Source organism: Rhodanobacter sp. UC4437_H4 (assembly GCF_052978425.1).
In genome coordinates this window covers 490,330-511,997 of record NZ_CM129673.1, presented here as the reverse complement: position 1 = coordinate 511,997, position 21,668 = coordinate 490,330, and the positions used below count along the sequence as shown (strand labels likewise).

20 protein-coding genes are annotated in these 21,668 nt (G+C 67.5%); 7 read left to right on the top strand and 13 right to left on the bottom strand.

The window, feature by feature from the left end; genetic code table 11:
* Positions 1-68: 68 nt before the first annotated feature.
* Positions 69-1,001: a non-homologous end joining protein Ku gene (ku, locus tag ACVCL3_RS02620; RefSeq protein ID WP_447100341.1), complete on the bottom strand. Its 933-nt coding sequence runs from the start codon at positions 999-1,001 to the stop codon at positions 69-71.
* A gap of 154 nt (positions 1,002-1,155) precedes the next feature.
* Between ku and ACVCL3_RS02615 the strand changes: the two genes are divergently transcribed.
* Positions 1,156-1,452 carry a hypothetical protein gene (locus tag ACVCL3_RS02615; protein WP_447098883.1) on the top strand — a complete coding sequence of 99 codons (297 nt, stop codon included), beginning with the start codon at positions 1,156-1,158 and terminating at the stop codon, positions 1,450-1,452.
* Positions 1,453-1,458: 6 nt separating this feature from the next.
* Positions 1,459-4,005: a DNA ligase D gene (gene ligD, locus ACVCL3_RS02610; RefSeq protein ID WP_447100340.1), complete on the top strand. Its 2,547-nt coding sequence runs from the start codon at positions 1,459-1,461 to the stop codon at positions 4,003-4,005.
* Between the two features lie 211 nt (positions 4,006-4,216).
* Here ligD and ACVCL3_RS02605 read toward each other — a convergent pair whose 3' ends face one another.
* Entirely contained in the window at positions 4,217-4,705 is a 489-nt protein-coding gene (locus tag ACVCL3_RS02605; RefSeq protein ID WP_447100339.1) for a type 1 glutamine amidotransferase domain-containing protein, read from the bottom strand.
* 303 nt (positions 4,706-5,008) lie between these two features.
* On the opposite strand from ACVCL3_RS02605, the gene ACVCL3_RS02600 reads away from it, so the two are divergent.
* Positions 5,009-5,170, top strand: a complete 162-nt coding sequence (locus tag ACVCL3_RS02600) for a DUF3309 family protein (RefSeq protein WP_395118508.1) — start codon at positions 5,009-5,011, stop codon at positions 5,168-5,170.
* A gap of 188 nt (positions 5,171-5,358) precedes the next feature.
* Here ACVCL3_RS02600 and ACVCL3_RS02595 read toward each other — a convergent pair whose 3' ends face one another.
* The 10 genes from ACVCL3_RS02595 to asnB form a co-directional block, all read right to left on the bottom strand.
* Positions 5,359-5,826: a hypothetical protein gene (locus ACVCL3_RS02595; RefSeq protein ID WP_395118510.1), complete on the bottom strand. Its 468-nt coding sequence runs from the start codon at positions 5,824-5,826 to the stop codon at positions 5,359-5,361.
* A 23-nt stretch (positions 5,827-5,849) separates the two neighbouring features.
* Complete coding sequence (gene zipA / locus ACVCL3_RS02590; RefSeq protein ID WP_447098880.1) at positions 5,850-6,800, bottom strand: cell division protein ZipA; 951 nt, start codon at positions 6,798-6,800, stop codon at positions 5,850-5,852.
* Positions 6,801-6,810: 10 nt separating this feature from the next.
* Positions 6,811-10,320 (bottom strand): chromosome segregation protein SMC, encoded by a 3,510-nt coding sequence (gene smc / locus ACVCL3_RS02585; protein ID WP_447100338.1) that lies wholly within the window; start codon positions 10,318-10,320, stop codon positions 6,811-6,813.
* Positions 10,321-10,454: 134 nt separating this feature from the next.
* Positions 10,455-10,700, bottom strand: a complete 246-nt coding sequence (locus tag ACVCL3_RS02580; RefSeq protein ID WP_447100337.1) for a BolA family protein — start codon at positions 10,698-10,700, stop codon at positions 10,455-10,457.
* Positions 10,701-10,708: 8 nt separating this feature from the next.
* Positions 10,709-11,011, bottom strand: a complete 303-nt coding sequence (locus ACVCL3_RS02575) for a YciI family protein (protein ID WP_395118518.1) — start codon at positions 11,009-11,011, stop codon at positions 10,709-10,711.
* A gap of 37 nt (positions 11,012-11,048) precedes the next feature.
* Positions 11,049-11,543 carry a PaaI family thioesterase gene (locus ACVCL3_RS02570; RefSeq protein ID WP_395118520.1) on the bottom strand — a complete coding sequence of 165 codons (495 nt, stop codon included), beginning with the start codon at positions 11,541-11,543 and terminating at the stop codon, positions 11,049-11,051.
* Positions 11,540-13,054, bottom strand: coding sequence for a lysine--tRNA ligase (gene lysS, locus ACVCL3_RS02565; RefSeq protein WP_447098877.1), 1,515 nt, complete (start codon positions 13,052-13,054; stop codon positions 11,540-11,542). The genes ACVCL3_RS02570 and lysS overlap by 4 nt, the downstream gene beginning before the upstream one ends.
* A 61-nt stretch (positions 13,055-13,115) precedes the next feature.
* Positions 13,116-13,442 carry a hypothetical protein gene (locus ACVCL3_RS02560; protein WP_395118524.1) on the bottom strand — a complete coding sequence of 109 codons (327 nt, stop codon included), beginning with the start codon at positions 13,440-13,442 and terminating at the stop codon, positions 13,116-13,118.
* A gap of 42 nt (positions 13,443-13,484) precedes the next feature.
* Positions 13,485-14,610 (bottom strand): peptide chain release factor 2 gene (gene prfB, locus ACVCL3_RS02555; RefSeq protein WP_447100336.1). Its coding sequence is split into 2 segments (ribosomal slippage): positions 13,485-14,534 and positions 14,536-14,610, totalling 1,125 coding nucleotides; the frame shifts between segments, so codons are not numbered across the junction.
* A 147-nt stretch (positions 14,611-14,757) separates the two neighbouring features.
* Entirely contained in the window at positions 14,758-16,425 is a 1,668-nt protein-coding gene (gene asnB, locus ACVCL3_RS02550; RefSeq protein ID WP_447100335.1) for an asparagine synthase B, read from the bottom strand.
* Positions 16,426-16,613: 188 nt separating this feature from the next.
* Here asnB and ACVCL3_RS02545 point away from each other — a divergent pair, with 188 nt between their 5' ends.
* Genes ACVCL3_RS02545 through ACVCL3_RS02530 form a run of 4 tightly spaced genes read left to right on the top strand, consistent with a single transcriptional unit; the run spans position 16,614 to position 21,271 of the window.
* Positions 16,614-16,811, top strand: a complete 198-nt coding sequence (locus ACVCL3_RS02545; protein ID WP_447098874.1) for a hypothetical protein — start codon at positions 16,614-16,616, stop codon at positions 16,809-16,811.
* Positions 16,812-16,821: 10 nt separating this feature from the next.
* Complete coding sequence (locus ACVCL3_RS02540) at positions 16,822-17,910, top strand: 1-acyl-sn-glycerol-3-phosphate acyltransferase (protein WP_447098873.1); 1,089 nt, start codon at positions 16,822-16,824, stop codon at positions 17,908-17,910.
* A 2-nt stretch (positions 17,911-17,912) separates the two neighbouring features.
* Positions 17,913-18,770, top strand: a complete 858-nt coding sequence (locus ACVCL3_RS02535; RefSeq protein ID WP_447098872.1) for a phosphatase PAP2 family protein — start codon at positions 17,913-17,915, stop codon at positions 18,768-18,770.
* A complete protein-coding gene (locus tag ACVCL3_RS02530) occupies positions 18,767-21,271 on the top strand; it encodes a PEP/pyruvate-binding domain-containing protein (protein ID WP_447100334.1) in 2,505 nt (834 codons plus the stop codon). The genes ACVCL3_RS02535 and ACVCL3_RS02530 overlap by 4 nt, the downstream gene beginning before the upstream one ends.
* Here the strand turns inward: ACVCL3_RS02530 and ACVCL3_RS02525 are convergent.
* Positions 21,258-21,623, bottom strand: a complete 366-nt coding sequence (locus tag ACVCL3_RS02525) for an STAS/SEC14 domain-containing protein (RefSeq protein WP_447098870.1) — start codon at positions 21,621-21,623, stop codon at positions 21,258-21,260. The two genes, ACVCL3_RS02530 and ACVCL3_RS02525, sit on opposite strands and share 14 nt — an antisense overlap.
* Positions 21,624-21,668 lie beyond the last annotated feature (45 nt).

Here is a 21,668-nt window from a genome sequence, read left to right as displayed (position 1 = left end):
ACCTGGCGTGCTCGTGGCAGTGCCAGCACCTGCACGCTGGCTTCGGCATGGTTTTGAACCGGGGTAGTTCAGCTTGCCTTGTGGCGGGAGGCGCGCTTTTTCGCTGACGCTTTTCTCGTCGCGGACTTCTTCCTGGCCGTGGTCGTGGTGGTTCGCTTGTCCCCTTTCCCGCCCGCCGCCGACTTCTTCGCCGGCGTGCGCTTGTTGCTGGCCAGGCTCTGCTGCAGCAGCGACATGAAGTCGACCACGTTGGTGGTGGCGTTCTCCGGCATCGTCTCCTCGTCTTCCGGTTCGGTGGTCACCACGCCTTTCGACTTCATCCGCTTCTCGATCACCTTGCGCAGGCGATCACGGAACTCGTCGCGGTACTCGGCCGGATTCCACTCGTCGCTCATCGACTCGATCAGCTGCTCGGCCATCTGCAGCTCCTTGGCCGAGATGCGGTAATCCGACGCTGTCCCTGCGGGAATCTTGTAATCCTCCGCGTCGACCAGCTCCTGTGGGTAGCGCATCAGCATCAGCATCAGCGCATCCCCCCGCGGCACCACTGCGGAGAGGTATTCGCGCGTGCGGATCACCACCCGCGCGATGCCGATGCGGCCGGTGCGCTTGAGCACCTCGCGCAGCAGCACGTAACCCTTCTCCGCCTTCTTGCCCGGCACCAGGTAGTACGGCTTCTCGAAGTATTCCGGGCCGATCGAGTCGGCCTCGACGAAGGCTTTCACGTCGACCGCCTCGCGCCCCTCGGCGGCGGCCGACTTGATGTCCTCCGGCTCCAGCACGACGTAGTTGCCCTTGGCGTATTCGAACGCCTTGACGATCTCCTTCCAAGGCACCTCCTCCCCGGTCTCGGCGTTCACGCGCTCGTACCGGACCGGCGTGTTGCTGCGGCTGTCCAGCATGCGGAAATGCAGGTCCACGCTGCGCTCGCCGGTCATCAGCGACACCGGCACGTTGAGCAGGCCGAACGACAGGGTTCCGCTCCAGATGGGTCGTGCCATGGCTTCAGACTCCGGCGGCGAGCAGGTCGACAGACTATTCCGGTTTGCGCGTGCAGGGGCCGTCAAACGTGCCGTGCGAATCACGCACACGCTTCACCTGCGGCGCACGCCGGGCGCACTACGGTGCGTCGCGTCGCCACCGCGGAGCCATCCGATGCCTGTCGCCGAACGCAGCAAGGCTGCCCGAACCGCCGTCAAACGCCGGCGTCCGATTCGGGCTGCCACCGGACAGGCCGAACGACGCAAGCCTGCCAGCGGTCCGGTGTGGACCTCGCCGAATTCGGCGGACCAGTCGGCGCAGAAGGTCGGCGAGTTCGGCGCATCCAGCGCGATGGGCCGCCCGGTGCAGCCGGAGCAATTGGCGCCGTCCCATGTCTTCCTCGCGGCGCCGTCGTGCGCCAGCTGCCTTTCCGGCGCGGTGCTGCCGGTGACGAGCGGCCCGACCGGCTGAGCGATCATGGGCAACCTGCGCGACTATCAACGCAAGCGCGATTTCTCGAAAACGCGCGAACCGGCCGACAACGCGGCGGGACGCCGGGGCAGTCGCGCGATCTTCGTGGTGCAACTGCATCATGCCAGCCGCAGGCACTTCGATTTCCGCCTGCAACTGGGCGACGTACTGAAGAGCTGGGCGGTGCCGAAAGGACCCAGCTACGACCCGCAGGTGAAACGCCTGGCGGTCGAGGTGGAGGATCATCCGGTGTCCTATGCCGGCTTCGAGGGCGACATCGAACACGGCTACGGCAAGGGCCACGTCGACCAGTTCGACATCGGCGTGTGGACCACCGAAGGCGACGCCGAAGTGCAGTTGCAAAAGGGCCACCTGCGCTTCGAGCTGTTCGGCAAGCGGCTCAAGGGCGGCTGGCATCTGGTGCGCAGCGGCCGCAAGGAACGCCAGCCGGCGTGGTTCCTGATCAAGGCCAAGGACGCGTTCGCCGGCGACGTGGAAGCGGACGACCTGCTCGACGCGAAGATGATCCGCAGCACCCGCGCGGCCGCGACAACATCGGCGACCAGGGCGGTGGCAAAGAAGTCCACCGCACGCAAGAAAGCCGTGCCGAAGGGAAGAAGGGTGCCGCGCTTGCGCCTCGCCAAGGCAGCCGCCGCGCTGGACGGGGCGCGCCCGGCGCCACCCGGCACCGAGTTCTTCAAACCGGAACTGGCACGCCTGCGCGAGTCGCCGCCGCCAGGCGAGCAGTGGCTGCATGAGGTGAAGTGGGACGGCTACCGCATCCTCGCCGCGATCGCCGACGGCGAGGTGAAGCTGTGGTCGCGCAACGCGCTGGCCTGGAACGGGCGGCTGCCAGAGATCGTGCAGGCGCTCGAATCGCTGGGATTGCATTCGGCCCGGCTCGATGGCGAGCTGATCGCGCTCGATGCCCGCGGACACAGCGATTTCAACGGCCTGCAGGCCACCCTGTCCGGCGAAGCACAATTGCCGCTGGTCTACATGCTGTTCGACCTGCCCTACCTCGAAGGCAGCGACCTGACCCGGGTACCACTGCTGCAACGCAAGGCGCTGCTGCAACGGCTGCTGGCCCACGCGCCGAAACACCTGGCCTTCAGCAGCCATGCGGTCGGCGACGGTGAAGGCGCGTTCCGCACGGCGACCGAGCAGCAGCTGGAAGGCATCATCTCCAAGCGCGTCGATTCGATCTACCGAGCAGGACGCGGCGACGACTGGCTGAAGATCAAGCGGCTGGAAAGCGACGAGTTCGCGGTGGTCGGCTACACGCCGCCCAAAGGCAGTCGCAGCGGTTTCGGTTCGCTGCTGCTGGCCCGACCCGATCCGGAGGTGTCGAACGGCTGGATCTATGTCGGACGCGTCGGCACCGGCTTCTCCGACGAACAGTTGCGGCAATTGAGCAGGACCATCACCGACAAGAGCAGCAAGAAACCGACGGTGAAACTTGCCGCGATCGATCCGCTGCTGCGCGGTGCACACTGGGTCGAACCGAAGGCCGTGGCCGAGGTGTACTACCGCGGCATCGGCAACAAGAACCTGCTGCGCCAACCGAGCCTGAAGACCATGCGTACCGACAAGTCCGCCGCAGACCTGCGCGACAGCGATCGCGCCCCATCCACGCGCTCCGCCAGCAACCGGCGACGGCGCGGCGGCGGGATGTCCGCCGCCGACATCACCATCACCCATCCCGACCGCGTGGTGTATCCCGACGACGGCATCACCAAGCAGGAAGTGGCCGACTACTACACCCGCGTGATGGACTGGTTCCTGCCTGGCGTGGTGGACCGTCCCACCTCGGTCATCCGTTGCCCGGAAGGTACCGGGAAGGCCTGCTTCTTCCAGAAGCACATGATCGCCGGCCTCAAGCACGTAGGCAGCGCCAGGCTCAAGGAGGAATCCGGCGGGCAGGCCAGCTACATCTATCCGCGCGATGCCAACTCGGTGATCGAGCTGGTTCAGTTCGGCGTGCTGGAGTTCCACCCCTGGGGCGCGACCGTCAGGCAGCCGGACCTGGCCGACCGCGTGGTGTTCGACCTCGACCCCGGCGAGGACGTGGCCTGGGACCGCGTGGTGGCGGCAGCGCGGCTGGTGCGCAAGCTGCTGTCGCAGATGGGGCTGGAATCATTTTTGCGTACCACCGGCGGCAAGGGCTTGCACGTGGTGCTGCCGTTGAATCCGGGCTGCCCGTGGCCGCAGGTGAAGGGTTTCGCCCAGGCGTTTGCCAGCTCCCTGGCGCAGGCCCATCCGCTGGAGTTCATCGCCACCGCCAGCAAGGCACGCCGCGGCGGCCTGATCTATGTGGACTACCTGCGCAACAGCCGCGGCGCCACCAGTGTGGCGTCCTACTCGTTGCGCGCACGACCCGGCGCGCCGGTGGCGATGCCGTTGCGCTGGACAGAACTGGGCAAGCTGAAAAGCGGCCACGACTTCGACATCCATTCCGCGCCCCAGCGCCTCGCGCGGCTGCGCAGCGACCCGTGGGCCGGCATCGGCGAGCTGCGCCAGAACCTCGACGACGTGATGGAAAAACTCGGCTGAGGATCGCCCGCGCCTTTCGCGCGATGATCACCAGCCGCCGCCCGGGCGACATCCCCGCCTTTGCCGACGCGATCATCGACGCGCTTGGCGCTACCGCGTAACGCCGTCGACGTCGACCTGGTCCAACGCCGACGCAGGGCGGGCACGGCCCGCCCTGCATGGTTCCGTCGCAAATCCGTGGGAGCGCACTCCGTGCGCGATGCCTTTTGCATCATGCGACGATGATCAGCTGGCCGTCACGCACCACCTCGCTGTCCTGCCAGTGCGCGCCGGCGTTCTCCAGATCGGTGCGCAGCGACGGCCACGAGGTGACCTGGCGATTCTTGACCAGGCCGGCTTCGATCAGCGTCCACGGAGCGTGGCAGATCGCCGCCACCGGCTTGCCTGCGTCGTCGAACGCCTTGACCAGCGTGATCACCGCGGGCACCCGCCGCAGCTTGTCCGGGTTCATCACGCCGCCAGGCAGGACCAGCGCGTCGTAATGCTCGACCTTGGCCTCGTCCAGGGGCACGTCCACCGGCACGGCCCTGCCCCAGTTGCCATCGCTCCAGCCCTTGATCTCCCCGGCGTGGCCGGGGGCGATCACGTCGGTCTGCGCGCCGGCCTGTTCCAGCAGGCGTTTGGGTTCGGTCAGTTCGGACTGTTCGAAGCCGTCGGTGGCGAGGATGGCGATGCGGCGGCCGGTGAGGTTGAAGGACATGGGGCACTCCAGGATCGGAAAGCCGCAGCATCGCCGCTGCCACATGCAGGCAGCGTGCGGTTGTCGTGAGCGCGGCGTGACTCAAGTGCGAGCTACGCCCGCCACCCCGCCGCGAGAGAGCCCGCGGCATGACGAAGCAAACCGTCGTTCACCCCATCGTCATCCGCGCGAAAACGGGGTCATGTTCAGCCCTTCCGCCGCGACGCATCGTTGACGGCCCTTGCACCGGGACGCTGCGAAGGTGCAGGCGTCGCGATGCTGTCCGCGATCTCCGCAACTCCTCGTGCACAAAGGAATACGAACATGTCGATTTCACTGCTGGTGCTCATCGTTCTCGTCATCCTGCTGATCGGTGCGTTGCCGACCTGGGGCTACAGCCGCTCCTGGGGTTATCGTCCGACCGGCGGCATCGGCATCATCCTGCTGATCGTGCTGGTGCTGTGGTTGCTTGGCGTTTTTCACTGAGCGCCCCGCCGACACCGTGATCGTCCTGGCCAAATCGGTGTAACCCGTGCGCGCGGCGGCAAAGTGCCAGGATTGCCTGCCGGGGCGCCGTGCCACGCAGACCGCATCGGGACTCGGGATTTGCCCGGGGAAGACGCTGCCGGAGAATCGAGTATCCGCAGCCCCGGGCAACGAGCGGTGAGCCGGCATCAGCGCAGCGGTTCGGCGGCCCTGTCGCCCTGGCAACGGATCGGCCCGCCGTCGCGGCCGCGAGCCTGGGTGAAGCTGGAGCCGCGGCGGTTGATCACGATGCCGTTGGCACATTGCTGGTTGGCGTCCAGCAGGTAACTGGCGGTGACGCGCTGCGCCTCCTGCTGCTGGCGCTGCAGCTGCACGGCGCGGCGGGCCTGGTATTCGCGCGCCTGGTCGGCGACCTGGCGGTAATTGCTGGCCAGCTCCTCGCGACGCTGGCGCAGGTCGCGCTCCAGTTCGTCGTGGCGCTGGCGCGCACTGGCACGGGCTTGTTCGGCCTGTAGCGCGGCGGCGCGCTCGGTTTCCTGGATCAGCTCGTCGGCATGGCGGGCGGCAAGCCAGCGCGACACCCCGTTCCAGCCCAGGATCGCCACGACGAGGGCGGCGACAGCGGCGGCGATTTTCCAGCGCAAGGCAATCGTCATGGCTCCCGCTCCCGCGCGGCGATTCAGCGACCGAAGATGATTTCTTCACCCTCGTGGTCACGGTCCCAGCCGCGCAGCTGGTCGCGGATGTGCGCGATACCCTGCCGGCCGAGCGCATTGCGCTCCTCATCCAGTACCTGGCCGTCGAGCAGCTCGGCCAGTCGCTGCGCGGTGGGCAGCATGGCGTCCCAGGCGTCGAGCGCGGGGACCGGCCCGGGCAAGGTCATGAAGAAACTGACGCCGGAGGTCTGCAGCGCATCCAGCCGGGCCAGGTCGAAATTGCCCGGCTTGAGCATGTTGGCGACGCTGAAGATGGGGCCCAGCTCGCGCTTGCCGTCCACCAGGCGGTGATAGATGCCCATGTCGCCGAATTCCAGCCCGGCCTTTTCGGTGGCGACGACCAGGTCCGGTCCGTTGAAACGCGCGCCATCGCGCGCCACCACGAACAAGGTGACGATGCGTTCCACCGGCGTGTCGGCCGGGCGCCGACCCAGCTCCGAGCGCGGCACCGGCTTGGTGACAGGCGGCGCCGGTGCCGGTGCCGGTGCGGCGGCGGGCGCTTCGGCGACGGGTTCGGCGGGCGCGCGCAAGGTATCCACGATCGAGGCGGCGTGGCCGGCCAGGCGTTCGGTCAGGCGCTCGGCCGGCTTGGCCGCATGGCGTTCGCCGGAAAGCGTGGCGCCCAGGCGCTCCAGTTCCTCGCGCAGGCCGACGTCGAGCTCGCCTTGCTGCGGCGTCGCCGAGGTGTCGCCCAGGCTGAAGGCCGGGTCGTCGGCCAGGCTGGAGCCGCCCATGGTGGGCTCGCGCCGCGCGTGTCCGTGCGTGTGCGTATCGCCCGCTGCCCTGCGCTTGCCCTGCTCTTTCCGCGGCTGGCCGAACAGCCAGATCAGTGCCAGCACGACCAGCCCCACGATCAGCATCGGAATGCCGACGGCGGCGTTCCACGCAAAGGCAAGCAAAGGTTGCACGGTCATCATCGGTTCCTCAGGCAGCTCCCGCCAGTTTAGCCGCTTCGGCCAGGTCGACCTGCACCAGCCGCGACACGCCGGGCTCGCGCATGGTCACGCCGCACAGCTGGGTGGCGGCTTCCATGGTGGCCTTGTTGTGGCTGATGAAGATGAACTGCACGTGTTCGCTCATCTCGCTTACCAGGCTGGAGAAGCGGCCGACGTTGGCCTCGTCCAGCGGCGCGTCGACTTCGTCGAGCAGGCAGAACGGCGCGGGGTTGAGGCCGAAGATGGCGAACACCAGCGACACCGCGGTCAGCGCCTTCTCGCCGCCGGACAACAGCGAGATGTTGGACGGGCGCTTGCCCGGCGGGCGCGCCATGATCGTCACGCCGGTGTTGAGCAGGTCGTCGCCGGTGAGTTCCAGATAGGCATGGCCGCCACCGAACAGGCGCGGGAACAGTTCCTGCACGCCGGCGTTGACCTTGTCGAAGGTTTCCTTGAAGCGGTGGCGGGTTTCGCGGTCGATCTTCTTGATCGCGCCTTCCAGCGTTTCCATCGCGCTGACCAGGTCGGCCAGCTGGTTGTCCAGGTAGGTCTTGCGCTCGCTCTGTTCGGCGTGTTCCTGGATCGCAGCCAGGTTGACCGGCTCGATCCGCGCGATTTTCTGGCCGATGTCGGCGAGCTGTGACCGCCACTGGCTGGCGTCGATGTCGTCGGCCAGTTCGGCCAGCAGGGTTTCCAGTTCGAGGCCGGAAGCGGTGATCGCTTCGGCCAGTTGTTCGGCGCGCAGCTGCAGCGCCTGGGCGGCGAGACGCTTCTCGGACAGGCCCTCGCGCAATGCCGACAGGCCCTGCTCGGCCAGGTGGCGCTGCTGTTCGAGCTTGCGGAATTCGAGGTCGCAGTCTTCCAGTGCGCGGCGCGCTTCCACCAATTGCTTGTCGACCAGCAGGCGCTGGTCCAGATACGCCTGGCGCTCGGCTTCGAGTTCGGCGATCGGGTCGGAGCCGGCAGCGAGCTGTTCGGCGATCTCGTTGCGGCGCGCCTCGATCTGGCGCAGCTGGGCATCCATGCGACCTAGCGCCTGTTCCAGCGAGCTCAGCGACGAGCGCTTGGACTCCAGCGAGAGCGCCAGCGAGTGCGATTGATCGGCCGCCTCGCGCGCATTCATGCGGGCTTCCTCGCGCGCCTCGAGCAGGCTGCGGCGTTCGTTTTCCAGTTCGCGGCGCTGGTCTTCCAGGTCGCCCATCAGGCCGACCGATTCGTCCAGCCGCGCGCGCGCCTCACGGGTCTGGTTCTGCAATTCGTCGATCTGCGTGGACAGGTCGGCCAGCTCGCCGCTGACCTTTTCGGCACGGGCGCGGGCGGTCTCCAGCTTGCCGCGGTGGCTTTGCAATTGGCCGGCCAGTTCGGACTGGCGACGGTGCGCGTTGTACAGCTCGCGCTGGGCGTCGTCGCGCGCGCGTTCGGTTTCGAATTTGCTGGTGTGCAGGTTGTCGAGCCGTTCGCTGGCTTCTTCCAGCTGCGCTTCCAGCATGGCGATCTGTTCGGCCAGCGTGCGCAGCTCGCGCTCGCGCGCCAGCACGCCGACCTGGCTGCCTTGCGCCCGGCGCACGCGCGCCCAGCCCGGGCCGAGCCATTCGCCGCCGCGCGTCATCACCGACTGATACGGTGCCAGTGCGGACAGCGAGGCCACCTGCCGGTGGGCGTCGGCCAGCGATTCGGCGGTCAACACGTGGCCCAGTATGGCCATCGCCGCCGCCGGGCCGCGTACGTGGGCGGCCAGCGTGCCAGCGGCGCCGACGCCGCCCTCGGCGTTGTCGAGCAAGGCGATGTCGGCGTTGTCGAGCGCATCGAACTCCGCCGCCAATGCATGCGAGCCATCCACCAGCACCGCGTCCAGAAATCCGCTCAGCGCCGTTTCCACGGCGGTCTCCCAGCCGTTTTCGACCTGCAGCGACTCACCGAGGCGGCGTGACGTGTTCAACCCGAGACGAGCCAGCCAGCTGCTGGCAGCGTTTTCTTCCTGGCCGAGCGCGGCATGCTGCAGCGCTTCGAGCGAGGCGTGCCGGCCACGGGCGGCCTGCAGTTGCTGGCGGGCCTCGTTCAGCGCCGACTGCACCTGGCGCTCTTCTTCCTGCACTTTTTCATGGTTGGACTTGTACTGGTCGAGCAGGCTGCCCAGGGTTTCCACGCGCTCGCGCTGGGCGTCGTGTTCGCTGTGCAGTTGCTCGCCGGCGGCGGCCAGTGCGGCCACGTCGGTAGCTTTCTGCTCGGTTTCCAGTGCTTCGCGGCGGCGCGCCAGGTCGATGCCCTGGCGGTCGAGGTAATTGAGCTTGGTGCGTTCCACTTCGGCGGCGCGGTTGGATTCGCCGGCATTGCGGGTGTGGCTGTCCCAGCGCTGTTGCCAGTCGGCCAGCCTGGCCTCGGTGCTGCGCTGGGCTTCGGCGGTGTCGTCCTGCAGCTGCTGCAGGGCTTCGAGTTTCGGTTCGCCTTCGGCCAGCGCCTGGCGCAGGATTTCGACCTGCGCGTGATCGGTGGCGATGTGCGCGGCCAGTTCCGCGTGCTCGCGCTCGCTGTCGGCGTGGGCGCGCTGCAGGCGTTCGGCGCTTTCCTTGTTGTGGCGCACTTGCTGCTCGACACGGGCGATCTCGGCGCCGACCTTGTAGACCTCGGCCTGCACCGCGTTCAGGTGCTCGCTGGCGTCGGTGTGGCGTTCGCGCATGACCTCGATCTGCGCCTCGATCTCGCGCTGGCCGGCCAGCTGCTTCTCGATCTCGATCTCGGCGGCGGACAAGCCGGCGCCTTCGCTGTCGTGCTGGCTCTTGAGGCCGCGGTATTCGAGCGCGCGCAGCTCGGCTTCCTTGCGCGTCTGTTCTTCCTTCAAGGCCTTCCAGCGCTCGGCGGCGCGGGCTTGGCGGTTCAGGTGTTCGAGCTGCTTGTCGACTTCGTCGCGCACGTCGCGCACGCGGTCGAGGTTTTCGCGGGTGGCCTTGATGCGGCTTTCGGTCTCCTTGCGGCGCTCCTTGTACTTGGAGATACCGGCGGCTTCCTCCAGGTGCGTGCGCAGTTCGTCCGGGTGCGCCTCGATGATCTGGCTGATCATGCCCTGCTCGATGATCGAGTAGCTGCGCGGGCCCAAGCCGGTGCCGAGGAACAGGTCGGTGATGTCGCGCCGGCGGCAGCGCGCGCCGTTGAGGTAGTACGAGGATTGCCCGTCGCGGGTGACCTGGCGCTTCACCGAGATCTCGGCGTACTGGCCGTACTCGCCCTGCACCGAGCCGTCGGCGTTGTCGAAGATCAGTTCGACCGTGGCCTGCCCCACCGGCTTGCGCGTGTTGGAGCCGGAGAAGATCACGTCGGTCAGCGAGTCGCCGCGCAGGCGGCTGGCCGCGCTTTCGCCCATCACCCAGCGGATCGCGTCGATGATGTTGGATTTTCCGCAGCCGTTGGGGCCGACCACGCCGATCATGTTGCTCGGCAGGTGCAGGGTGGTCGGGTCCACGAAGGACTTGAAACCGGCGAGTTTGATCGTGCTCAGGCGCATGCAGTGTTCAACGGTAGGGTGCTACGGCCGGTGCAGCCGGATGACAGGGCACTGTGCCAAACGCGGGGGCCTGCTGCAATGCGTGTCCGCGTGAGATTTAGTGTAAAGAATACGATACAACTCATTGATAAATATTATTTCTCGACGGCATCTATGGAAACGGCATGGATCCCGTTGTCCATCAACCCCTGCAGCGCCGCGTAGACCATTCGGTGCCGGCGGATTGGCAACAGCCCGGTGAAGGCGGGGCTGGCGATGCGCACGCGGAAATGGCCCTTGCCCTCACCCGCATGCCCGGCGTGGAGGTGGCCTTCGTCGACGATTTCCAGCTCGGTCGGCGCCAGGGCTTGGGTCAGGCGCTGGCGCATCTGCTCGATCATCGCCTCGCTCACGCCGGCAGGGCCTTGCGGAATGGCTTGATCTGCACCTCGGCGTAGACGCCGGCCGCCACGTAGGGGTCGGCATCGGCCCAGGCGCGGGCATCAGCCAGCGACGGAAACTCGGCCAGGATCAGGCTGCCGCTGAAGCCGGCCGGGCCCGGATCTTCGGACTCGATCGCCGGGAACGCGCCGGCCACGAACAGGCGGCCCTCATCCAGCAGCGCCTGCAGCCGTGCGATGTGCGCGGGCCGCGCTCCCTTGCGCTTCTCCAGCGAGTCGGCAACGTCCGTTCCGATGATGGCAAACCACATGATCAAGCCTCCTGGTGGGATGGGTCGCGAGTCTGGCTCATGCGTGGCGCGCGGCTGCGGCCAGCTGCGCGGTGTCGACACGCACGAAAATCGAATCGCCCAGCGCGGTGAGCACTTCGCCCGCGTGGACCTCGCACAGCACGCGGGTCTTGCGCCCGACTTCGCCCTCGACGCGCGCCTTCAGCGTCAGCGGCACGTCCATCGGGGTGGGCTTGAGGAACTTGATGCCGAGGCTGCCGGTGACGCAGTCGATGCGCGGCTTGCTGTCCGGCGCGCGCTGCTCGGCACGGTAGTGGTATGCCATCGCGGTCCAGTTGGAATGGCAGTCCACCAGCATCGCGATCAGCCCGCCGTAGACCAGCCCCGGCCAGCCGTGGAAATCCGCTCCCGGCAGGTGCGTGCTGACCACGTGCACGCCGTCCTCGTGCCAGTGGCTCTTGATGTGCAAGCCGTGAGGATGGGCGCTGCCGCAGCCGTAGCAGACGCCGTCGGGCGCGGCCAGGTCCTGCAGCGCGGGCACGTCGGCGCTCATGCTTCCGGTCGCATGTACGGGAACAGCAGCACGTCGCGGATCGAGGACGCGCCGGTCAGCAGCATCACCAGGCGGTCGATGCCGATGCCGAGGCCGCCGGTGGGCGGCAGGCCCACTTCCAGCGCGCGGATGTAGTCGGCGTCGAAGTGCATGGCCTCGTCGTCGCCGGCGTCCTTGGCGTCGACCTGGGCCTGGAAGCGTGCGGCCTGGTCTTCCGGGTCGTTCAACTCGGAGAAGCCATTGGCGATTTCCTTGCCGCCCACGAACAGCTCGAAGCGGTCGGTGATGCCCTTGTCGGTATCGTTCTCCCGCGCCAGCGGTGACACCTCCACCGGATGCTGGGTGATGAAGGTCGGCTGGATCAAGGTGTGCTCCACCGTCTTTTCGAATATCTCCAGCAGCAGCTTGCCCCAGCCGTAACCGTCCTTGATCTGTATGCCGAGCCGCCTGGCGTGCGCGGCCATCGCTTCGCGGTCGCGCAGCTCCTCGCGCCGGATCTCGGGGTTGTGCTCCAGCACCGCGTCTTCCATGCGCCAGCGGCGGAACGCCGGACCCACGTCGATGTCGGCGCCGTCCCAGTGCAGCCGCGTCGTGCCCAGCACGGCCTGCGCGGTGTCGCGGATCACGCTCTCGGTGAGGTCCATGATCTCGTGGTAGGTGGCGTAGGCCTGGTACAGCTCCAGCATGGTGAACTCGGGGTTGTGTCGGGTCGACACCCCTTCGTTGCGGAAGTTGCGGTTGATCTCGTAGACGCGGTCGAAGCCGCCGACCACCAGGCGCTTCAGGTACAGCTCCGGTGCCACGCGCAGGTACAGATCCAGATCCAGCGCGTTGTGGTGGGTGACGAACGGTTTGGCCGTGGCGCCGCCGGGGATCACGTGCATCATCGGCGTCTCCACTTCCATGAAGCGGCGCGACGGCGCTTCCAGCCATTGACGCATGGTGCCGATGATCCTTGAGCGCAGCATGAAGGTGCGGCGCGCTTCCTCGGTGACGATCAGGTCCACGTAGCGCTGGCGATAGCGCTGCTCCACGTCGGCCATGCCGTGATGCTTGTCGGGCAGCGGGCGCAGGCTCTTGGTCAGCAGGCGCAGGTGATCCACGCGCACCGAAAGCTCGCCGGTCTTCGTGCGCATCAGCGTGCCTTCGGCACCCACGATGTCGCCCATGTCCCAGCCCTTGAACGCCTCGTAGACCTCGCCAACCGTGCCGGCATGGATGAACAGCTGGATGCGTCCGCTGAAATCCTGCAACTGCACGAAGCTGACCTTGCCCTGCACGCGCTTGAGTACGATGCGCCCGGCCATCTTCACCCGGCGCGCGGCCGCTTCGACGGCTTCGGCCGTGTGCACGTCCTTGTCGGCGAACTCGGTTTGCAGGTCGCCGGCGAAGCTGTCGACCTTGAAGTCGTTCGGAAACGCGATGCCCTGCCCGCGCAGCGCCTTGAGTTTTTCGCGGCGCTCGGCGATCAACTTGTTCTCGTCGGGAAGGGTGTCGGTGACTTCGCTCATGGATGGTTCCGTGGCTGCCAGCGCGCGCTGGACAGTGGATGTCTCGTGGATGGGGCGGCGCTCAATTGCCCTTGTCGAAAATCTGCTTGACGCCGCGTTTGGTGGCATCCCAGCCCTCGCGCGCGCCGTGGCCGATGGCGACGCCTGCCTTCTTCGCGCCATGGCCGATGCCGGTGCCGGCCTCTTTCGCGCCGTGCCCGATCTTCCTGGCCACATGCCTGGTCGCGTGACCGACATCGCGGGCGCCGTCGGCGACGCCGTGGCCGACCGCCTTGGCATCCTGCTTGATGCCCTGCCCGGCGCTGCCCTGCGACGACTGCGCTGCCGCGCCGAACGCCATCAGCGCGACCAAGGCGATCAGGAAAATGCCGATCTTCTTGCTGTTCATGCGCGTCACCTCGTCAATGGGCGGGTCGAAGGGAATCGGGCGTCAGGCATCGATGCGCTTGGCGCCGGCTTCGAGGCCGGATTTCAGGCTTGCCTCGATGAACTCGTCGAGGTCGCCGTCGAGCACCTTCTGGGTGTCCGAACGCTCGATGCCGGTGCGCAGATCCTTGATGCGGCTCTGGTCGAGCACGTAGTTGCGGATCTGGCTGCCCCAGCCGATGTCGGACTTGGTCGCTTCCAGCGCGTCCCTCTCGGCATTGCGCTTCTGCACTTCCAGTTCGTACAGCTTGGCGGCCAGCATCTTCATCGCGCGGTCGCGGTTGGCGTGCTGGCTGCGCTCGGTCTGGCAGGCCACGACCGTGTTGGTGGGCACGTGGGTGATGCGCACCGCCGACTCGGTCTTGTTGACGTGCTGGCCGCCGGCACCCGACGAACGGTATACGTCGGTCTTCAGGTCGGCCGGGTTGATGTCGATCTCGATGCTGTCGTCCACTTCCGGCGAAACGAATACCGAGGTGAAACTGGTGTGCCGGCGGTTGTCCGAATCGAACGGGCTCTTGCGCACCAGCCGGTGCACGCCGATCTCGGTCTTCAGCCAGCCGTAGGCATAGTCGCCCTCGACGCGGAACGTGGCGGACTTGATGCCGGCCACGTCGCCGCCGCTGACTTCCATCAGCTCGGCTTTCCAGCCACGGTGCTCGCACCAGCGCAGGTACATGCGCAGCAGCATTTCGGCCCAGTCCTGCGCCTCGGTGCCGCCGGCGCCGGCCTGGATGTCGACGAACGCGTTCATCGCGTCCATCTTGCCGGAGAACATGCGCTGGAACTCCAGCTTGCCGACCTGCGACTCCAGCTTGTCCAGGTCGTCGATCACCGACTGCGCGGTGTCGTCATCGCCGTCGGCGACGGCCATCTCCAGCAGGTCGCCGGCGTCGTCCAGGCCGGCAGTCAGCGTGTCGATGCCGTGGACGATGGTGTGCAATCGGGCGCGTTCGCGGCCCAGTTCCTGCGCGTTGGCCGGGTCGTCCCACACGGTGGGGCTCTCCAGTTCGCGGGTTACTTCTTCCAGGCGCTCGCGCTTGGTGGCGTAGTCAAAGATACCCCCTAAGCGCTTCGACGCGACCGCGGAGGTCGTCGATCTGCGCATGGATGGGATTGGTCTCGATCATCGTGAAATCTTGGTGGGAGGCAAGCACGCAAGAATAACAGACCCGTTTGCAGCCGGCGCCCCTTGCAGGGCGGGCACTGCCCGCCGACCTTTGATCCATGGCGACGGAAAGCGGCGGGCGGTGCCCGCCCTAAGCAGCCGGCCGCATTCAGGCGAGCGCCTGGGCATGTACGCCTCTGACGGCACGCCCCGACGGATCGGCCGCGTTCGCGAACGCCGGATCCCACGCCAGCGCCGCCGGCGAGGAGCAGGCAATCGACTTGCCGCCGGGCACGGTCGCGGCGCAGGCCTCGCCGGGAAAGTGCTGCTCGAAGATGCGTCGGTAGAAATACGCCTCCTTGGTCGCCGGCGTGTTGAACGGGTAGCGCGCCGCGGCCGCGGCGAACTCGCGGTCGCTGACCGCCTGCTCCGCGTGCGCTTTCAAGCCGTCGATCCAGCCATAGCCGACGCCATCGCTGAACTGCTCCTTCTGTCGCCACAGGATCGAATCCGGCAGCGCGCCGTCGAACGCTTCGCGCAGTACCGCCTTCTCGATGCGCCCCTGCCCTGCCATCTTGTGCTTCGCATCGAGGCCCATCGCCACGTCGATGAACTCCAGGTCGAGGAACGGCACGCGCGCCTCCACGCCCCACGCCATCATCGCCTTGTTCGCGCGCAGGCAGTCGTAGCTGTGCAGCGCGTCGAGCTTGCGCACGGTTTCCTCGTGGAACGCCTCGGCCGAGGGCGCCTTGTGGAAGTACAGGTAGCCGCCGAAGATCTCGTCCGAGCCCTCGCCCGACAGCACCATCTTCACCCCCATCGCCTTGATCCGCCGCGCCAGCAGGTACATCGGCGTGGCGGCGCGGATGGTGGTGACGTCGTAGGTCTCGATGTGGCGGATCACTTCGGGCAGCGCATCCAGCCCTTCCCAGAACGTGTAGACGAAGCCGTGGTGCACGGTGCCCAGCGCGTCGGCGGCGACCTGCGCGGCGGCCAGATCGGGCGAGCCGTCCAGCCCGATCGCGAACGAATGCAGGCGCGGCCACCACGCTTCGCTGCGGTCGTCGTCCTCGACCCGCTCGCGCGCGAACTGCGCGGCGCAGGCGGCGACCAGCGACGAATCCAGCCCACCGGAAAGCAGCACCCCATACGGCACGTCGGTCATCAGCTGACGATGCACGGCCTGCTCAAACGCCTTGCGCAAGGCCGGAGCAGCCACGTCATGGCCGCGCGTGGCGGCGTAGTCGCGCCATGGCCTGGCGTAGTAGCGCTGCAACTCGCCGCTGGCGCTGTCGTACACATGGCCGGGCGGAAACGGCGCCACGTCGGCACACACGCCGACCAGCGCCTTCATCTCCGAGGCCACGCACAGGCGGCCTTGCGCATCGTGGCCCCAATACAGCGGGCAGACGCCGATCGGGTCGCGGGCGATCAGGTAGCGCTGCGCCTCGCCGTCCCACAACGCGAACGCGAAGATGCCGTTGAGCCTGCCCACGAAGTCGCTGCCGTGCTCGCGATACAGCGCGTTGATCACCTCGCAGTCCGAAGCGGTGGTGAATTCGTAGCTGCTGGCCGCACGCAGTTCGCGGTGGTTGTAGATCTCGCCGTTCACCGCCAGCGCCAGCGCGCCGTCGCGCGAACGCAGCGGCTGCGCGCCGCTGGCCGGGTCGACGATGGCCAGCCGCTCGTGCACCAGGATCACCCCGGCGTCGACGAACACCCCGCTCCAGTCCGGCCCGCGATGGCGCTGGCGCTGCGACAACTCCAGCGCCTGCCGGCGCAACGCGGCCAGGTCGTCGCCCGGCTGCAGGTCGAACATTCCGAATATCGAGCACATGGTGGAAGTTTCCTCGTTGCTGTCTGTGGATACCGCTCTTCTGAAAAATCGGCCATGGAGACCGGGTTTGCCCTGCGTGGGCGGACCCGCGCAAAAATCAAACACCACAAAACGAAAGAGGCCCGCACTGGGCGGACCTCTTTCGCGTATTCGATGAAACTTGCAGCTACGCGAGGGCCCGCCAACGGTTGGCGTTGTTGTTCGCGCGATTATTGGTATTGCCGGCCAGCACGAAGCTGCGCGCGGAAGGCGCAGTGGAGTTCAAGCCGCTGGTGGCGAAGGAATGCATGGATCAACTTGAACAGATCATCCGACGCTTGGCAAGTGCTGGCACAGCAGTGACGCCAGCCGCCGCTTGCCGCTACATTGCCGCCAATGAGCCATGACGCAACACGGATGTCTGCCCGCTCCCGCACCGACCCGGCACCGATGCCCGCGGGAGGGCGGCCATTGCGCTGGTGGATTCCGCTGCTGGCCTGGTTGCTGCGCGGTTTCTATTTCGGCCGCATCCGCATCTTCGGTGCCCATCGGCAACCCGTGCCGCGACGCGGCGGTCGGCTGATCGTCAGCAGTCATCGCAACGGGGCGATCGACGGCTACACCGTGCTGCGGGTGTTTCCCGGCGCGCAAGGGCTGGTCTCGATCCAGTTGCTGCGGCATCCGCTGCTGCGCTGGATGTTCGACGGCATCGCGGTGGTGCGCGACAAGGATCGCGAGCGCTACGCCAAGCGGCGCGCCGCGTTCGCTCATCCCGTCGACGCCGGCTGCGCCCAACTGCGTGCGGGCGGCGACCTGGTGATCTTTCCCGAAGGCAGCAGCGAATGGGGCTGGCAGCCGCTGCCTTACCAGCGCGGCGCAGCGCGCATCGCGCGCACCTTGCTGGACGAGGGATTGTCGCTGGAGGTGCTGCCGCTGGGTTTGCACTACCAGGCGCCGGACCGCTTCCGTTCGCGCGTCGAGGCGCTGGTCGGAGTGCCGGTGAACTTGCCCGCACGCGATGCCGATGAATCCGATCGCGACTGGGAACGACGCATCCATCAGGCGATCGCGACCGCGCTCGACGCGGTCTCGGTGAACTGTCCGACCCCGGAGGTCTTTGCGACGACGGAAGCCTGGGCGACGGTGCGGGCCGCGGCGGGCGAGTCCTACGCGCTGGCGTTCATCGGCGCACAGCAACGCCCACAGGCGCCACCGCCGCCACCACCACGCGCTCGTCCATGGCCATTGGACTGGCTCGTGGTGGCGGCGTTCATGCTGCTGGCGGCGCCGGTGCTGCTGGCCGGCCGGGTCGCCGGTGGCAAGGCGGATGCACGCAATACGGTGAGCTTTTTCCGCATCGTGGGCGGGCTGCTGGTGGCGATGGTCTGGCTGCCCTGTCTGCTGTTGATGACCTGGTTCTGGCCATGGCCGCTGCTGGTGCTGTGGCCGCTGGCCGCACTCGGCTGGTGGCGCTGGCCGCGCGTGATGCATCGGGGGAATCCGTGAACATGCCACGCATCGCGCGCTGGATCGGCCATGCCTTCGCCGCCGAGCTGTTGCTGATCCTGGTGCTCGGCAGCATCGGTGCCTGGCGGCTGGATGACGGCGACCTGCACGCCGCCAGCCTGCTTGGCGGTATCGCCTGGCTGCTGTTGCTGGTCGCTACCTTGGCTGCACCGGGCAGTGGCTGGGCCAGCTGGAAAGGCACGCTGCAGTTCGTCGCCTGCTGGCTGATCTTTCCGCTGTTCAAGGCGATCCGCGAGGTATTCATCCAGCACACCGCCGACGCGACGCTGCTCGCGCTGGATCGTGATCTGTGGGGTGGCCGCAGCCTGCCGGAGCACCTGCTGGGCTGGGAACGGCCGTGGCTGTCGGAGCTGCTCAGCAGCGGCTACTTCCTGTTCTATTTCGTGGTGCTACTGCCGGCGATCGTGTTCAGCGTGCAGCGCAGCAGCCCCGAGGCGAAGGCGTTCTTCCTCGGCCTGACCCTGATGTACCTGGTCGGCTTTGCCGGCTACCTGCTGGTGCCGGCCGGTGGACCGTACATGGCGTTTCCCGAGGTGTTTCCGTATCCCGTGCACGGCGGCGCGATGACGGCATTGCTGGCCGGCGTGGTCAAGGCCGGGATCACCGGCATGGACGTGTTCCCCAGCCTGCACAGCGGCATCGGCGTGTATGTGCTGGGCTTCTTCGCGCTGGGCAGGTATCGGCGCATCGCCGCCCTGCTGGCGCCGATCATCCTGGCGCTGGTGGTGGCCACGTTGTACCTGCGCTATCACTACGGCATCGACGTGCTGTGCGGGATCGCCCTCGCCGCCGCGGTGCTCGCCTTCATTCAGCGTTACCGCAAGGAAACCCTCGCATGACCCAACTCCTCGTCTTCACCGATCCGCAGGCCGCCGAGCATGCCGTCAGCGGCGGCAAGGGCGCCAACCTGGCGCGCGCCGCGCAGCACCTGCCGGTGCCGCCGGGCATCGTGGTCGGCAGCGAGGTTTATCGCGAGTTCGTGGCGCCCTTGCATGAGGCGATCCGCCACGTGCTGGAAGACGCCACACTCGACCACGCCGCCCGCAGCGAGCGCATCCAGGCCCTGCTGCTCGCGCAGCCGTTGCCGTCGTCACTGCGCGACGAGCTCGCCGCGAAACTGGAAACACTCGATCTGGCCGATGCGCCGGTGGCGGTGCGTTCCTCCGGCACGCTGGAAGACCTGCCCGGCGCTGCGTTCGCCGGCCAGCACGATACCTTGCTGGGCATCCGCGGCGTCGATGCCGTGCTCGACGCGATCCGCCGCTGCTACGCCTCGCTGTGGAACGCCCACGTGCTGCCGTATCGCGAGCGGATGGGGCTGAACCACCTGGACGCGGCGATGGCCGTGGTGGTGCAGAAGATGGTGCAGGTGGGCGAGCATGAGGCCGCCGGCGTGGCGTTCTCGATCGACCCGGTGCGTGGGGCGCTGGACCAGGTGTTGATCAACGCCGCGTTCGGCCTCGGCGAAACCGTGGTCGGTGGCGAGGAGCCGGTCGACGAGTACCGGCTCAGGCGCAGCGACATGAGCGAGGTCGACGCGGTGATCGCCGAGAAGCCGCAGGCGCTGGTGACCGATGCCGCCGGCGGTACTCGCCACTCGACGTTGTCCGCCGAACAGGCGCATGCCCCTGCCCTCGCCGAAGCGCAACGCCGCGCCGTGGCGCAGCTGGCGCTGGCCGCCGAGCAGCACTTCGGTTTCCCGCAGGACATCGAGTGGGCGTGGCAGGACGGCACGCTGTACCTGCTGCAGTCGCGTGCGGTGACGCGCATCCCGGCGCGCTGGACCCGCGACGAATCGGCCGAGCGCTTTCCCAACCCGGTCACCCCGCTGACCTGGGATCTGTGCGAAGCCGGCTTCCATGCCTCGCTCAACCACAGTTTCAAGCTGATGGGCCTGCCGCCGTTCGGCGACAAGTGGTTCGCGATGCGCGACTACTACATCTACGGCAACCAGAACGCGGTCGAACTCTACAGCGGCCGCACGCCGGCGAAGATGCTCAAGGACGTGGAAAGCATCCGCGCCGCGCTGCCGCAGATCGCCGCGCAGTTTGCCTGGGTGCAGGAGCTGCCGGTGCGCTGGATGCGCGACCTGGACACTTATCTGCTCGGCATCGGCGCCCTGATGCGCGAGTCGCTGGACGGCCGCCCTTTGAATGAACTGTGGGACTACGTGCTGCGCATCAATGCGCTGGGCGCCAGCTACTTCCTGCCGAACATCGCCATCTCGCTGACCCAGCGCACGCTGTACGTGGCCCTGCAGCAGATGCTGCGACTGGCGCTGCCGGCCGACCAGGCGCAGCAGGTGTTCGACCAGTTGCTGGCAGTCACCGACACCAAGACCGGCCAGGTCAATGCCGAGCTGTGGTCGCTGTCGCGGCTGGTTCGCATGGATGCCGTCCTGCATGACCGGCTGCGCAGCGAACCCAGCGTCGAACTGCTGGAAGAACTGGCGCAGCACCCCGCCTTCCACGCCGAGTTCCAGCGCTTCCTGGCCCGCCACGGCCATCGCGAACTGGATTTCGACGCCTACCACCCGACCTGGGTCGAGGCACCGCAGATCGTGCTGGACCAGCTGAAGATGCTGGTCGATCGTCCCGACGAGGACCGCGCCGCCGCCGAACTGGCGCAGAAAGCCGCCCAGGCGGCGATGGAGCACAACGTGCTCAGCCATGCGCCGGAGGAACTGCGCTACCTGGTGCACGAGGTGATCCGGCTGGCCCGCACGTATACCGCGCTGGACGACCTGGAGCATTACCAGACCACCCGCCTACACCTGCCATTTCGCCGCGGCCTGAAAGCGATCGGCGCACAGCTGGTCGAACGCGGCGTACTGGCTGATCCGATGGACGTCTATTTCGTGCCGCTGGCCCTGCTCGACGGCGCGCTGCACAGCGGTGAACTGTCCCCGATCACGGAAGCCGCCGCCCGCCACAAGGCCGGTTACCTGGCGGCCTGCGCACGCACGCCGGACTGGATCTTCGGCGAGGCGGAACCGGTCGAGGTCGACGGCAGCCAGGTGCTCAAGGGCCTGGGCGGCAGCCCCGGCATCGTCGAGGGCGAGGTATTCGTGGTGCGCAGCCCGGAGGATTTCCCGCACTTCCCCAAGGACGCGATCCTGGTGGCGCGCACCACCAACCCGGCGTGGACGCCGCTGTTCTACCAGGCGCGCGGAGTGATCACCGAAAGCGGCGGCCCGCTGTCGCACGGCGCGGTGACCGCGCGCGAACTGGGCCTGCCGGCCGTGATGAGCGTGCGCCACGTGATGCGCATGCTGGCCAATGGCCAGCGCGTGCGCATCGACGGCCGCCACGGCACCGTCGAGGTACTCAGTCCGCCGTAATCCAGCGCGTGGCTTCGTCGACCTCGGCACCACGGAACAGGCGGAACTGGGCGGGGATGGCGAAGCTGAAGGCCGTGGCGGTACCGCGCAGCCAGGGCACGTCAGTGACCAGCGCCACACGGTCCCAACTGCTGAAGTGCCGCGCGCCGAGTTTTGCGTCGTTCCACATGGCGCCGGGGTCGAAGCCGGTGAAGTCGTCGGCAGTGACGTAGAGCAGGCGCAGCTTTCGATTGAGAGCGAACGCCGCCTCGACATCCGGCACCACGATGTTCTCGTAGTCTTGCGCGGTGACCTGGCCGTGCGCGCGAAAACCCAGCGTGCCGGCAGGCAATCCTTCGATCTGTGCGATCACGGGCGTGCTCCTGGGATGGGGTGCCCCAGTTTGGGTCCAGGCACG